This is a genomic window from Gluconacetobacter sp. (genome assembly GCF_047721585.1).
Classification (GTDB): domain Bacteria; phylum Pseudomonadota; class Alphaproteobacteria; order Acetobacterales; family Acetobacteraceae; genus Gluconacetobacter; species Gluconacetobacter dulcium.
This window is the reverse complement of sequence record NZ_JBDNXE010000036.1, coordinates 1-13655: the sequence shown is the minus strand read 5'-3', so window position 1 is coordinate 13655 and position 13655 is coordinate 1. Positions and strand designations below refer to the sequence as shown.

11 protein-coding genes are annotated in these 13655 nt (G+C 67.9%); 1 reads left to right on the top strand and 10 read right to left on the bottom strand.

The genetic code is table 11. From position 1 onward, the window contains the following. Positions 1-249: 249 nt before the first annotated feature. The 5 genes from gltA to ABF821_RS08890 all read right to left on the bottom strand — a co-directional run bounded on the left by gltA (position 250) and on the right by ABF821_RS08890 (position 3927). A complete protein-coding gene (gene gltA, locus ABF821_RS08910) occupies positions 250-1548 on the bottom strand; it encodes a citrate synthase (protein ID WP_182973054.1) in 1299 nt (432 codons plus the stop codon). Between the two features lie 188 nt (positions 1549-1736). Next, the gene (locus ABF821_RS08905; RefSeq protein ID WP_182973055.1) at positions 1737-2294 is read right to left on the bottom strand and encodes a SixA phosphatase family protein; all 558 of its coding nucleotides are present in this window, start codon (positions 2292-2294) and stop codon (positions 1737-1739) included. After that, entirely contained in the window at positions 2294-2638 is a 345-nt protein-coding gene (locus tag ABF821_RS08900) for a chorismate mutase (RefSeq protein WP_375272488.1), read from the bottom strand. Before ABF821_RS08900 ends, ABF821_RS08905 begins: the two co-directional genes overlap by 1 nt. 43 nt (positions 2639-2681) lie before the next feature. Next, a complete protein-coding gene (locus ABF821_RS08895; RefSeq protein WP_182973056.1) occupies positions 2682-3488 on the bottom strand; it encodes a metallophosphoesterase in 807 nt (268 codons plus the stop codon). 127 nt (positions 3489-3615) lie between these two features. Then, a complete protein-coding gene (locus tag ABF821_RS08890) occupies positions 3616-3927 on the bottom strand; it encodes a hypothetical protein (protein WP_182973100.1) in 312 nt (103 codons plus the stop codon). Between the two features lie 169 nt (positions 3928-4096). Between ABF821_RS08890 and ABF821_RS08885 the strand changes: the two genes are divergently transcribed. Then, the gene (locus ABF821_RS08885) at positions 4097-5617 is read left to right on the top strand and encodes an acetyl-CoA hydrolase/transferase family protein (protein WP_182973057.1); all 1521 of its coding nucleotides are present in this window, start codon (positions 4097-4099) and stop codon (positions 5615-5617) included. Positions 5618-5905: 288 nt separating this feature from the next. Here the strand turns inward: ABF821_RS08885 and ABF821_RS08880 are convergent, their stop codons facing one another. The 5 genes from ABF821_RS08880 to ybeY all read right to left on the bottom strand — a co-directional run bounded on the left by ABF821_RS08880 (position 5906) and on the right by ybeY (position 13531). Next, complete coding sequence (locus ABF821_RS08880) at positions 5906-10453, bottom strand: AAA family ATPase (protein ID WP_415529748.1); 4548 nt, start codon at positions 10451-10453, stop codon at positions 5906-5908. Positions 10454-10469: 16 nt separating this feature from the next. Next, positions 10470-11090, bottom strand: a complete 621-nt coding sequence (locus ABF821_RS08875) for a thioredoxin domain-containing protein (protein ID WP_415529747.1) — start codon at positions 11088-11090, stop codon at positions 10470-10472. A gap of 73 nt (positions 11091-11163) precedes the next feature. Next, positions 11164-12102, bottom strand: coding sequence for a ketopantoate/pantoate/pantothenate transporter PanS (gene panS, locus ABF821_RS08870; RefSeq protein ID WP_415529746.1), 939 nt, complete (start codon positions 12100-12102; stop codon positions 11164-11166). A 5-nt stretch (positions 12103-12107) separates the two neighbouring features. Further along, on the bottom strand, positions 12108-13043 hold the full coding sequence (locus tag ABF821_RS08865; protein ID WP_415529745.1) for a hemolysin family protein: 936 nt from the start codon (positions 13041-13043) through the stop codon (positions 12108-12110). Continuing rightward, positions 13040-13531 (bottom strand): rRNA maturation RNase YbeY, encoded by a 492-nt coding sequence (ybeY, locus tag ABF821_RS08860; protein WP_182973062.1) that lies wholly within the window; start codon positions 13529-13531, stop codon positions 13040-13042. Before ybeY ends, ABF821_RS08865 begins: the two co-directional genes overlap by 4 nt. Between the last annotated feature and the right edge of the window lie 124 nt (positions 13532-13655).

Below are 13655 nucleotides of genomic sequence, written 5' to 3'. Positions count from 1 at the left end.
GCACCGAAGGGATCCCCCACCAGGTGGGGCGGGAGGCCCAAGGGCCGACCCCGGGGCGCGACTGGCCCTGACAGTTTTGCCACATTGAGGCGCGGGTAACGCAAAAGCCCGGCGGCCCAGCGGCCGCCGGGCTTTTGCGTAATGCGGACGGGGCATCGCGCGGGGAAGGAACGTTCCCGAGCCCTGAGGGGCTTGCGCGACTCAGCCGATCCGTCCGGGGGTTCCACCCGGACGGATCGGTGCCGGACCTTAGCCGCGCTGGGCGAACGGTACGAAGTCGCGTTCCGGCGAGCCGGTATAGAGCTGGCGCGGACGGCTGATACGCTGACCCGGCTCCTCGATCATTTCCTTCCACTGGCTGATCCAGCCGGTGGTACGGGCGAGGGCAAACAGCACGGTGAACATGCTGGTGGGGATGCCCATGGCCTTCAGGATGATGCCCGAATAGAAATCGACGTTCGGATACAGGCTGCGCTTGACGAAATATTCGTCGCTGATCGCGATCTTTTCCAGTTCCACCGCCAGGTCCAGCAGCGGATCGTCCTTGATCCCCAGTTCGCCCAGAACCTCGTGGCAGGTCGCCTGCATGATCTTCGCCCGCGGGTCGAAGTTCTTGTAGACGCGATGGCCGAAGCCCATAAGGCGCACGCCGCTGTTCTTGTCCTTCACCTGGGCGATGAACTCGGGGATGTTGTCCTTGCTGCCGATCTTGGCCAGCATCTTCAGCACCGCCTCGTTCGCGCCGCCATGGGCGGGCCCCCACAGGGCGGCGATGCCGGCGGCGACGCAGGCGAACGGATTGGCGCCCGTCGAGCCCGCCATGCGGACCGTCGAGGTCGAGGCATTCTGCTCGTGGTCCGCATGCAGGATCAGGATGCGGTCCATTGCCCGCGCCAGGATCGGGTTGACCTTGTACGGCTCCGACGGATGCGCGAACATCATCGAGAGGAAATTTTCCGCGTAGGTCAGGTTGTTGCTCGGGTAAACGAACGCTTCGCCCTGCGTATATTTGTAGGCCCAGGCGGCGATGGTCGGCAGCTTGGCGATCAGGCGCACGGCCGACAGGTTGCGGCTGGCCTCGTTCGAGATGTCGATGGCGTCGTGATAGAAGGCCGACAGCGCGCCGACCGTGCCGCACAGGATCGCCATCGGATGAGCATCGCGGCGGAAGCCATTGAAGAAATTGCGGATCTGTTCGTGCAGCAGCGTGTGCGAATTCAGGGTCGCGACGAAGGCATCATGCTCCGCGGTGGTCGGCAGTTCACCGTTCAGCAGCAGGTAGGCGACCTCGGTGAAGGTGGCCTGTTCGGCCAACTGCGCGATCGGATAACCCCGATGCAGCAGGACGCCCTTCTCGCCGTCGATGAAGGTGATCTTGCTGGTGCACGACGCGGTTTCGCCGTAGCCGGGGTCGAAGGTGAAGACACCCAGATCGGCGGTGATCTTGCGGATGTCCAGCACGTCGGGACCCAGCGTTCCGGAATGGACCGGCAGACTGGCTGTTTTGCCCTCTAGCGAGACGGTGGCCACTTTTTCTGGCTCGGTCATCAAACTCTCCTCTTGGTCGTTCGCCGCCGTGCGAGCGGCCATTCTCATCCCCAACCTGCGGACACCCGTCCTCTGCGTGACAGTTTGCGACGTATCGATCCGCCGCTGTGTCCTCATGCAGGCATGCGCCGAGATAAGGACGAAACGGCTATCGTGGCAACTCCGCCGGCAGGGGGGCGCTTACCCCCTTAATTGCATAGCGCACGGGTCAGAACGGCCTGTTTGCGTGCCAGTGCATGCCAGGGGCCATGCACCGTGAAACAGGCAAGGGAGGCGACCGGAAAGCCCCGAATCAGGATCGTCTTGTCCGGGTCGTCGATGGCATGTCCGGCCAGGTCCATCACCAGCTGATACAAATCCGGATTGTGCCCTATCACAATGATATTATTGATATTTTCTGGCGTTTCCTGAAGGATTTCCAGGATGCTTTCGCTGCCGCATTCATAGAGCCGGGCCTCCTGGCGAACCTGCGGCGCGACGGTGGTGGAAAACGGCCCGAGTGCCGCATAGGTCTCGCCCGAACGCATCGCCGGACTGATCACGGCCAGCTCCGGGACGAAGCCGATCTCGCGCAGTTGTGTTCCGCGTTGGTGCGCCTGGCGGCGTCCGGCGGGGGTCAGGGGGCGCCCGAGGTCGCTGGATGGGCTGGGATCGCCATAGGGGCCGGGGAAGGCTTCCGCGTGGCGCATCAGTACCAGCGTCCGCGCGGGAGGAGCCATGGCGGCGGGGTCTGACGCGGTGACCATCAGACGGCGCCGGGCCCGGTGGATTTGCGCGCGATGGCTTCGTGATGGCGGATGACCTCCTTGATGATGAAGGCCAGGAACTTCTCGGCAAAATCGGGGTCCAGCCGCGCGGCCCCGGCCAGCTCGCGCAGCCGCGCGACCTGCCGGGCCTCGCGGGCCGGATCGGCGGGAGGCATGTTGTGGCGCGCTTTCAGTTCGCCCACGGCCTGGGTATGGCGGAAACGCTCGGCCAGCATGTAGATCAGCGCGGCATCGATATTGTCGATGCTCTGGCGGAGCCCCAGAAGCATCTCCTGGGCGCCAGGCGCCTGACTTGTCTGGTCGATGGCCACGGTATCGTTCACGTCAACATGCTCCTGTCTGTCGATCGTGCGGTTATACCGTGTTTCAGTCCTCGGCGGGCAGATCGATCCATGCCAGGTGGCCGCCTTTTCCGGCACCTGTGTCGGTAAAGACCGATCGGCCGCCGGCGCGTCCGTCGCGCACCCATGGGCGGCCGTCGGTCGACCGGCGGTCATGCCCGCAATAGACGGTGTAGCCGGGCGGAATATGGTCGACCCAGTTCAGCCTGCGTTCCGGGTAGCCGTCCTTGCGCGTGCGGCTCGTGGTTTCACCGAACAAGGCGCGCGACAGCAGCGGGGTCACGTCTCCAAGGCCCGGCGGCGGAGGTTCGGAAAGCATCCGGGAGTGGAAGCCGCCATGCACGAAAATCCGCCGGCCCAGCACGATCCACGGGGGCGCCTGCGCGATGTCCTGCACCGCCCGGTGATGGACATCGTCGTTATCCGGTGCCTGGAACTGGCGGACAGTCTCGCTCAGCGCGGCGTCGAACCGCAATTTGTGGCCGGCCAGGGCGCGCGCCAGCTTGCGGTCGTGATTGCCCAGGATGAACAGGCCGCGACCGTCATCCAGCAGGCGCTGCATCAGCCGGAAGGTGCCGACGCTATCGGGTCCGTGGTCCACCAGATCGCCGAGCTGGATGACGAATCGGTCGGTCGCCACCGCGTGTTCGAACGCCCGCAGATCGCCATGCACGTCGCCGACCACCCGAATCGGGCGCCCGGCAATCAGCGCTTCCAGCGCCGGCAGGTCGCGCCAGAATTCAGCTCCATCGGCCGGCAGCGAACCCGGCGTGGGGAGATGGTGTGGCGTCCAGGCTGTGTCATCGGTTGAGGGCGTGTGATTCGGCTGCATGGGGGCTTCGGTCACGATGAGGGGAGTGATAGGCCTTTCGTCGAATATGGGGTCACGGTCGTCATCTTGCCATGTGTCCGCCGTCGATGCGCCAGAATGTGGGCGCGCGCATGGCAGGTAGTCGTTTTTACCTGGATGCCGCCAGCCAGCCGGGATAACGGCGTTCGATCCTGAGGATGAGGGCGTCCACGCCACGGCGCAGCAGCGCCACGTCCTCGGCCAGCAGGATCAGTCCGAGCGGGAGCATCCACAGGCCCAGGATCGGCAGAAAGGACAGCAATCCCCCCAGGATCAGCAGCAGACTCGCCAGAAACCGTGCCGGGCGGCGCGATGGAACCCGCAGCCAGTCGATCGCCCCGCGCAGGCGGGACGGCACGCGGGTCAACGCCAGCCGCACCAGCCGCTCATGATCGTTTTCCGGGTCGGTCACGGGGCACATGCTCAAGGATAACACTCTTTTGTTGTGACGGGTCTGCCAGGAAAGAGAACAGATGGCGTGTCGGCCGGCCTGGTATCCGATACGGTAACCTGTCTCCATGGCAGGATCGGGGCGGCCCGACCCGCGCAGTACAAGACCAAGATAACGAAAAGACACGAGGAAAGGTTCCATGATCGATCATAGCCGAATCCGGAACGCCGCCTTCCGGGCAAAAGTGACCACCGCCGAGGAGGCCGCCAAATATATCCGTCCGGGCAGCATGGTCGGCATGAGCGGCTTTACCGGGTCGGGTTATCCGAAAGCCGTTCCGCAGGCCCTGGCCGCGATCATCGAAGGGGAAAAGGCGAAGGGGAACGATTTCCGCATCCGCCTCTTCACCGGCGCCTCCACCGGCCCGGAACTGGACGGCGCGCTGGCCAAGGTGAACGGCATCTCGTTCCGTATGCCCTACAATTCGGACCCGATCCTGCGCGGCCTCATCAACAGCGGCGAGACCGAATATCTCGACATGCATCTGAGCCACGTAGCCCCGATGACGTGGCAGGGCTTCTTCGGCGAGATGGATACGGCCGTCATCGAGGCCGTCGCGATTCGCGAAGACGGCACCATCGTTCCGTCGTCGTCGGTCGGCAACAACAAGACGTGGGTCGAATCCGCCCGCCAGGTGATCATCGAGGTCAATAGCTGGCAGCACTCGGCGCTCGAGGGCATGCACGACATCTGGTACGGTACCGCCCTGCCGCCGCACCGCGTCGCCATTCCGCTGCTGCGCCCCGATGACCGGATCGGCCAGGCCACGCTGAAGGTCGACCCGTCGAAGGTCGTCGCGATCGTCGAAACCCATGCACCGGACCGCAACGCGCCCTTCTCGCCGCCCGATGCGTCGGCCAAGGCTATTGCCGGGCATCTGATGGAGTTCTTCCGTCATGAAGTGGCGAAGGGCCGTCTGCCGCAATCGCTTCTGCCGTTGCAGTCGGGCGTGGGCAACGTCGCTAACGCCGTGATGAGCAGTCTGGAAGACGGCCCGTTCGAGGACCTGACCGCCTTTACCGAGGTGATTCAGGACGGCATGCTGGGGATGCTGGAATCGGGCAAGATGCGTGTCGCCTCGGCGACCGCCTTCTCCCTGAGCCCGGAAGCCGCGGAATCGCTGAACGACCGCATGGCCGAGTTCCGCTCCAAGATCATTCTGCGTCCGCAGGATGTCAGCAACCATCCCGAGCTGATCCGTCGCCTGGGCTGTATCGCGATGAACGGGCTGATCGAGTCCGACATCTACGGCAACGTCAATTCGACCCAGGTCATGGGCTCGCGCATCCAGAACGGCATTGGCGGTTCGGGCGATTTCGCGCGCAATGCCTACATCTCGGTCTTCATGACGCCGTCGACCGCCAAGGGTGGCAAGATTTCGGCGATCGTGCCGATGGCCTCGCATGTCGATCACATCACCCAGGATTCGCAGGTGCTGGTGACTGAACAGGGCCTGGCCGACCTGCGCGGCCTGTCGCCCAAGCAGCGGGCCGAGACGATCATCCGCAACTGCGCGCATCCGGACTATCGTCCGATGCTCCAGGATTACTACAAGCGGGCGCGGGAAGGCTCCTACGGCCAGCAATCCCCACATCTGCTCAAGGAATCGCTGTCCTGGCATCAGCGCTTCATCGAGACCGGCACGATGCTGCCGGGCTGACATCCGTCAGGCCGCGCTCCCAGGGCAACCCCTGGGGCGCGGCGTTCGCGGATGGAATGCAGATGACCAGATAGATATTTGTTTATAAAAGATATCATTCGTCAGCGATCATGTCGCCGCGAAGGTATGGCATGTAATGGATTGTCTCCATTTCATGTCATATCTTTCTGTTTTTAAAAGATTTATGGTACGACTTCGCGGGTCGCGGGCTATTTGGAAAGCACGGCGCGATGATGTGATGCCGTCACACCATTCTTTTCTGTTTTGTTTTTAAAGCAGATATTCGTGTTATTCGCCTTGGTGCGCCGCGTCGGTCCTGGGGTGGCCGACCATGCTCGCCGCGTGGTCGAGATCGACCGACAGCACACGGCTGACGCCGCGCTCCTGCATCGTCACCCCATAGAGCCGGTCCATATGCGCCATGGTCAGTTGATGATGCGTCACGACCAGGAAGCGCGTGCCCGCTTCGGCAACCATATCGGCCAGCAGGGCACAGAAGCGCCCGACATTGGCATCGTCCAGCGGCGCGTCGACTTCGTCCAGCACGCAGATCGGCGCGGGATTGCAGCGGAATACCGCGAAGATCAGCGACAGGGCGGTCAGGGCCTGTTCGCCGCCCGAGAGCAGCGACAGCGTGGCCAGCTTCTTGCCCGGCGGCTGGGCATAGATTTCCAGCCCCGCCTGCAACGGGTCGTCACTTCCCACCATGCCCAGATGTGCCCGCCCGCCATTGAACATGCGGGCGAACAGCGATTGGAAATGCCTGTCGACTTCGGTGAACACCGCCAGCAGGCGCTCGCGCCCCTCGCGGTTCAGGGCGCCGATCGAGCCGCGTAGCCGGGCGATGGCCGTGTCCAGTTCGTCCTTTTCGCGCTGGATGGTCGTGATCCGCGTCTCGGCCTCGTCGGCTTCCAGTTCGGCGCGCAGATTGACCGGCCCCATATCCTCGCGCTCGCGGGTCAGGCGGGCGATCTTTCGGCGCAGGCTGGTTTCCGCCGCTTCGGTCAGGTCGGGGGGAACGATGCCGGGTGGCTCCGGCGTCTCGGTCAGCAATTGGGCCAGGATGGCTTCGGCCTGCTCGTGCCGGCCCTCGGCGCGCAGCACGGCTTCACGCCCGGCCGCCAGGGCGGCCTCGGCATCGCGCCGCGCGGTCTGGGCGTTCACCAAAGCGTCTTCGGCTTCGGCCAACTGGCGGGCGGCTTCCGCGTGGTCGGCCTCGGCCTTGTCCATCGCCGCGCGTGTGCTCTCGCGGGTGCGGGTGACTTCTTCCGGCATGGCGGCCAGGCGTGCATGGTCCGACCGTGCGGCATCCAGGCGGGTTGTGGTGCCGAGCAGTTCGGCGGCGGCGGCGGCCTGACGGGCGGTCCAGTCGGACAGGGCGGCGGCAATGCCGGTCAGGCGGGCCTGGATGGTCTGGTCCTCGCCGGCCAGGGTGACGCGATGCTGGCGGGCCTCGTCCTCGGCCTGCCGGGCGGCGGCCACGGCCTCGCGTGCTTCGCGGACGCGGGCTGCGATCGCCTCCAGGTCGGGCAGGGCCTGCTGCTCGGCAGTGATGCGGGCCAGCCGTTCCGCCGCTTCGTCCCGTTCCTGGCGCAGGGCGTCCAGGCGCGGCGCCTGCGCGTCCAGCACGCTGCGGGTCTCGATCAGCGTGGCCTGTCGGGCCGCGTGGGCGGTCTGGGCCTGTTCCAGCGCCCGTTCGGCCTCCTGCTGAAGCTGTCGCCCGGCCTCGTGGGCCGCTGCGGCATCACGAGCCCGGATTTCAGCGGCGGCCAGGGCGGAATCGGTCTCGGCGCTGGGAGGCAGGGCCGCGAGAGTGGCTTCGGCCTCCTGCCGGGCGGCCTCGGCCTGCTCGGCCTCACGGGCAATGCGGTGCAATTCGGGGAGGATCGTCGCCAGTCGCGCTTCGGCCTCGTTATTGCGGGCGGCGGTGGCGTCGTCCTCCCGCCTGGCGGCTTCCAGCGCGGTTTCGGCGCGCTTGCGGGCGTCGCGGCATGCTGTCTCAGCGGTCTGCGCGGCCTGTTCCTGCTGGCGGGCGGCTTCATGCCGCCGGGCCAGTTCGGCGGCATCCGGCAGGTCGGCCGCTGCCTGCCGGGCGGCACTCAGCGCGGTTTCGGCCTCCGCAAGGGTCTGCGTCGCCTGATCGTGCTGGGGCTGGACCGTCTCCAGCCGGGCGCGCGCGGTGGCGTCCAGCCGGCTGATTTCGGCTTCATCGGTGCGGGCCTGACGCAGTGTCGCTTCGATCGCCGCGCGGGCGGTGCGGGCGGCGCCAACCGACGCGGTCGCCGCCGATCGGGCGTGCTCGGCAGCAGCCACAGCGGCTTCGACGGTCGGAAGATCGGCCAGACGGGTCTGGCGCGCGGCTTCGGTTTCGCGCAGGAGGTTGCGCTGTCGCAGCAGCAGCGCCGCCCGGCTGGGCTGGCCGGCCGCTACGCGATAGCCATCCCAGCGCCATAACGCACCGTCGCGTGCCACCAGGCTCTGGCCGGGCAGCAGGTCGTTCTGCAAGGCCGCGCCGTCGGCCCCGTCTTCCAGAAGGCCGATCGCGGCCAGGGCGCGGGCCATGGCTGGCGGGGCTGTCACCAGCGTGGCCAGGGCAACCGTGCCCGCGCCCGGCAGCGGTGACGTGCTCAGGGGCGAGAGGGTGTGCCACAGGCGCGGCGCGTCCGGTGCGACGGAGGCATCCAGCCCATCGGTCAGGGCGGCGGCAAGGGCGGCCTCCAACCCGTCGGGCACCGTGATGTCATCGACGACCGGCCGGAAATGCGTCTCGCTCTGTCCGGTTTTCAGCGCCTGGGTCAAACCTTCGGCCTGCGCGTTCAGGCGCGAAAGGTCGGCCTTCAGGTCGCTCAGGCGGTGCGTCGCGGCGTCGCGGTCGGTGGCGGCGTCGGCCAGGGCGGCTTCCGCCCCTTCCAATGCCTGGCCGGCCTCGGCGAGGCGTTGTTCCGCATCCTCGCGCGCCGTTCTGGCGGCGGTCAGCCGTTCCGGCGCGATGGCGGCGGACTGGGCAAGTGCCAGATCTTCGGCCAGGGCACGCAGCCGCGCGACGGCGCGCTGATGCGCCGTATCCGCCGATTGCAGGGCGGCCTGGGTGGTAGTGCGCCGGTTCGTGCCCTCCTGAAGGCGGGCATAGGCGTCGATCCGGCCGGCAGTGGCCGCCTGACGGTCCAGTTCCGCCTGTTCCAGCGCGGCACGGGCGGCATCGAGGGTGGATTGTGCCGCGGCGAGGCCGGCGCGCAACGCATCCCGGTGTTCGGCGGCGACCCGCTGTCCATGGGCCTCGTCATGCCGGCGCTGCAAGCCCTGCTGTTCGGCCCGCAAGGCCTCGGCGCGCTCCGTGGCCTGGGACAGCGCCCGGCGGACCGCGTCATGGCGTCGGTGGGCTTCGTCCGCCCGGCCGCGTGCAAGGCTGGCCGCCAGCGTGGCGTCTGACTGTTCCTGCGCCGCCTGCTCCAGCGCGATGCGGGATTCCGCAAGCCGCGTGGTCGCGGCCGCCAGTTCGGCGGCCTGGGCCTCCAGCACCGAGGCTTCGGGCAGGGTGCCGCGCAAGGTTTCCAGTTCGGCGGCCAGGGCGGTATATTGGGCTTCGAGGCGCGCGTGGCGGGCCTGCGCCTCGGTGAGCGCGGCCGCGACCTGCGTTGCCTGGGCCTGGGCGGCATTGGCTTCGGCGCCGGCCTGTTCCAGCGCCTGCTCGCGGGCCTGCACCATGGCGGTGGCATCGGTCTGGGCCTGTGCGGCCTGCGCCATCTCATCGGGCAGGGCGGCGAGGCGCCCGGAGAGGCCGGTTTGCTCGGCTTGCAGGCGGGCGACGTTTTCGGCGGCGTCGGTCTCGCGCGCCTGGGCGGCCTGATGGTCGCTTTCGGCCTGGCCCAGCCGCGCGGTCGCGGCCTGCGCGGCCTCGGTCGCGCGCTGTTCCTCGCGGGCCATGCCTTCGGCCAGGATCTTCTGGCGTTCCAGAAGCGTGCGGCTCTCATCCGCGCGCGCGCGCAGCGCGGGCAGGTCGCGATTGGCCTCGAATTCCGCGATCACGCTGGTTTCGGCGGCTTCCTCCGCCTGCACCAGCGCCTGCCGGGCCTGCCGAGCCGTCTGGCCGGCGCGCTCCACCGCCAGACGCGCGCGGGCATGCAGCAGGGCCAGAAGGGTGGTCTCGGATTCACGGAGCGCGCTGGAAATCTCGCGATAGCGCTTCGCCTGCTGCGACTGATCGCGCAGGCTGCCCAGATGGCCTTCCAACTGGATGCGCAGATCCTCGGCACGGGCGAGATTGCCTTCGGTGGCGCGCAGTTTCAGTTCGGCCTCATGCCGTCTGGCATGCAGGCCGGTGATGCCGGCGGCTTCCTCCAGGATGCTCCGCCGTTCCTCGGGCCGGGCATTGACCAGGGCCGAGACGCGGCCCTGGCTGACCATGGCCGACGAGCGCGCGCCCGAGGCCAGGTCGGCGAACAGGGTCTGCACGTCGCGGGCGCGGATCGGCTTGCTGTTGACGCGATAATCGCTGCCGGAGCCGCGCTCGGCGCGCCTTGTGATCTGCAATTCGTCCTGATCGTGCAGCGGAGGGGCGGCGATCCCCTCCGTGCCTTCTAGCGTCAGCGTCACCTCGGCCAGGTTGCGCGCCGGACGGGCGGCGGTGCCGGCGAAGATCAGGTCGTCCATCTCGCCGCCGCGCAGGGAGCGCGCGGAGCTTTCGCCCATCGCCCAGCGCAGGGCCTCGACCACATTGGATTTGCCGCAGCCGTTCGGTCCGACGATCCCGGTCAGGCCGGGCAGAATATCGACCGAAACCGGGTCGGCAAAGCTCTTGAAGCCGCCGATGCGCAGGCGGACAAAACGGGCAGCCATGGAAGAAGGGACCTGATCAGCTCAGCGAGGCGACCTTTTTGGCAAAGTCTTCGTAAGTCATCTCCTGACCGACCTGCTCCTTGTCGTTGAAGCGGAAGGTCGGGGTGCCCTCGATCTTGTATTCGGCCTGGGCGCGGTTTTCCTCGTCCATGATGGCCTGGCGCAACGTGTCGTCGGCCAGCGTCTTCTGGAACATTTCGGCGGGCATGCCGGCCAGCGCGGCCATTTTCTGCAATTCGTCCTGCAGGTTGACGTCGCGGGCGAAGGCCCAGCGGTCCTGGCTGGCCAGCAGGGACAGCACGAAGGGCTCGTAGCGTTCCGGCGGCAGGGTGCGGGCGATCATCGCCGCCGCCAGCGCGATCTGGTCCAGCGGAAAATCGCGGAAGATGTAATAGACCTTGCCGGTGTCGATCAGATCGCTGCGGATCTTGGGGAAGACTTCGGCTGCGAAGCGCGCGCAGTGGGTGCAGGTCAGCGAAAACCATTCCTCGACATGCACCTTGGCCGCCGGATTGCCGGCCGCGCGGACGGCCATGCGCGAGTCGGCGGCGGCCCGTGCGGCGCGGATGGACAGGGCCTGTCCGAACAGGAGGGCAGGGGTCGCGGTCGCGATCAGGGTGCGGCGGGTAACGGGCATGGCTGAACGGTCTCCGACAGGCTGAAGGGGGCGGACGGTAAAAGGGGGACAGAGCCCGCAAAGCGGGCAGGCGTCAAGATGCCGGCGATCCGGTGGAGGGGGGCGTGGGCACCGGGCGGGCCGACCACCAGGCCGAGAGCGCCGAGCCCGAGATATTGTGCCAGATCGAGAACAGCGCCCCCGGCAGGGCCGCCCCCCGGCCCCAATAAACCCCCCCCCCCCTGGCGGCGGGCCCCGCATTCTGCCAACCGCCCACCCTCGCCCCCCGTCGGCACGCCCCATTCACCACGCCCCCCAATCGTCCGCCCCAATAGCCGCCCAGCAGGCCGATCCCGTTATGCAGCACCACCCCGAGCAGGACCAGCGGCCCCGCCGCCGCCAGTGACGGCCGCACCGAGGCGACGATGGCCCCGATGATCGTCATGATGGCGATCATGGCCACCAGCGGCAGGGCGGGTTCCACCCGGCGCACCAGACGGGGGGCCAGCATGTTGACGGCCAACCCCGCCGCGACCGGCAGCGCGACCAGCATGACGATGCTGCGCAGCAGGGCCAGCACATCGACCTGCACGTCGGCCGCCACGTACAGCCGCGTCAGCAGCGGCGTGGCAACGATCCCGACCAGGGTGGAGAGCGTGCTGATGCTGACCGACAGGGCCACGTCGCCCCGTGCCAGATAGATCATGACATTCGATGCCGTGCCGCTGGACACGCTGCCGACCAGGATCATGCCGACCCGCAGGGCCGGCGGCATGCCCAGCAGCCGCCCGATCAGCCATGCCGCCAGCGGCATGATGGCGTAATGCAGCACGATCCCCGCCACGACCGGCGCGGGGCGGCGGGCGATACGCCGGAAATCCGCCACCGTCAGCGTCACGCCCATGGTGAACATCACCAGGGCCAGCAGCGGCGTGATCGCCGGCGTCAGGACCATGAAGGCCCCCGGCCGCCCGATGGCGGCGACCGAGACCAGGATGGCCCACAGCGGGAAGAGGCGGGTCAGGACGGACAAGTCGGTCAGGCGGCTGGCGGTGCCGGCGGTGGCCGCACGCGTACCTTGCGGATATGCAGGGCATCCGCGTCGAGCACGCGGAAGACCAGCCCGCTGTCATGGGTCAGCACCTCGCCGCGTGCCGGCACATGGCCCGCCAGCCGGAAGACCAGCCCGCCCACCGTCTCGATCTCGGCCTCCCGCTCGGCCTCGGTCAGCAGCGTGCCCAGCCGGGCCTCGAATTCCCCGACCGGCAGGCGGGCATCGACATCGAACGTGCCGTCCGGTCGTTCCTGGATCAGGACCGCCGTCGGTTCGTCATGCTCGTCGGAAATGTCGCCGACGATGGTCTCCACGAGATCCTCGATCGTCACCAGCCCGTCGATGCCGCCATATTCGTCGATGACCAGCGCCAGATGGAGGTGGCGCTGGCGCATCTGCAACAGCAGGTCCAGCACCGGCATCTGCGGGGCCACCATCAGGGGCTGGCGCAGCAGCGTCTCCACGTTGAAGGCTTCGCTGGTGCCGGCATAGGCGATCAGGTCCTTCACATGGATCATGCCCACGATGTCGTCGAGTTGCTCGCGATAGACCGGCATGCGCGAATGGTTCTCGCGGCGCATCAGGGCCAGGGCCTCGTCCTGGCTCAGCGATACCGACATGGCGACGATATCGGCGCGCGGAATCATCACGTCGTCGGCGGTGATGCCGCGCAGCCGCAGGACGTTCGCGATCAGCGCGCGTTCCTGGCGGTCGAGCTCCGAATTGGCATCGGTCCCGTCGCCTTCGGCCTCGTTGGCTTCCTGCACCAGGGCGGCGATGGAATGGCGCAGCCCATGTTCGCCGCGCCGGCGGCTGAACAGCGAGAGCAGGCCCCGGCCGCGTGGACGCGGCGCATGGGCATCGTCACCCCGGCTCGGCGCGCCCTCGGGCGACGCGGGCTCGGGCAAGGGGCGGTTCACTGCGCGTCCTCCATGCGGCCCGAGGGCGCGCCGGGGCGGAATTTCCATGGATTGGGGACGGACAGGCGGCCCAGGATGCGGGCCTCCTCCATTTCCATCCGCCGTGCCTCGCCGGCCTGGTGATGGTCGTGGCCGCGCAGGTGCAGGATGCCATGAACGACCAGATGCATCAGGTGATGCCGGATCGGCCGTCCGGCCGCCTGCGCCTCGCGCCGGACGGTTTCGAGCGCGATCATGATGTCGCCGCCCGGTATGCCGTCGGGGTAATCGAAGGTCAGGACGTTCGTGGGCTTGTTGCGGTCGCGATGGCGCGCGTTCAGCCGGCGGATCGTGCGGTCGCAATCCAGCGCGATCGTGACCGGCGCCGGCTCTTCGCCGGCCCAGGCGGCACGCGCGGTGCGGCGCACCAGGGCCGCGATTCCCGGAACGGCGCCATGCCAGCGCGCATCCGCGACGATCACGTCGCAATCCGGGCTGTCCTGCGCCATGGTGGAGTGAGGGCCCGGGGGGGGGGGGGCGGGCCGGGGGGGGGGTTTAAACCCCCCCCGAGGGGGGGGGGGGGGGGGGGAGGTGGGGGGGGGGGGTGTTTTGGCCCCCCCCGCGGGGGGGGGG

Excerpts from the sequence above, each read along its gene's own strand:
- gltA (WP_182973054.1), bottom strand. The coding sequence starts at position 1,548 with ATGACCGAGCCAGAAAAAGTGGCCACCGTCTCGCTAGAGGGCAAAACA.
- ABF821_RS08890 (WP_182973100.1), bottom strand. The coding sequence starts at position 3,927 with ATGTGCCCCGTGACCGACCCGGAAAACGATCATGAGCGGCTGGTGCGG.
- ybeY (WP_182973062.1), bottom strand. The coding sequence starts at position 13,531 with ATGGCGCAGGACAGCCCGGATTGCGACGTGATCGTCGCGGATGCGCGC.
- ABF821_RS08875 (WP_415529747.1), bottom strand. The coding sequence starts at position 11,090 with ATGCCCGTTACCCGCCGCACCCTGATCGCGACCGCGACCCCTGCCCTC.
- ABF821_RS08885 (WP_182973057.1), top strand. The coding sequence starts at position 4,097 with ATGATCGATCATAGCCGAATCCGGAACGCCGCCTTCCGGGCAAAAGTG.
- ABF821_RS08880 (WP_415529748.1), bottom strand. The coding sequence starts at position 10,453 with ATGGCTGCCCGTTTTGTCCGCCTGCGCATCGGCGGCTTCAAGAGCTTT.
- ABF821_RS08905 (WP_182973055.1), bottom strand. The coding sequence starts at position 2,294 with ATGGTCACCGCGTCAGACCCCGCCGCCATGGCTCCTCCCGCGCGGACG.
- ABF821_RS08895 (WP_182973056.1), bottom strand. The coding sequence starts at position 3,488 with ATGCAGCCGAATCACACGCCCTCAACCGATGACACAGCCTGGACGCCA.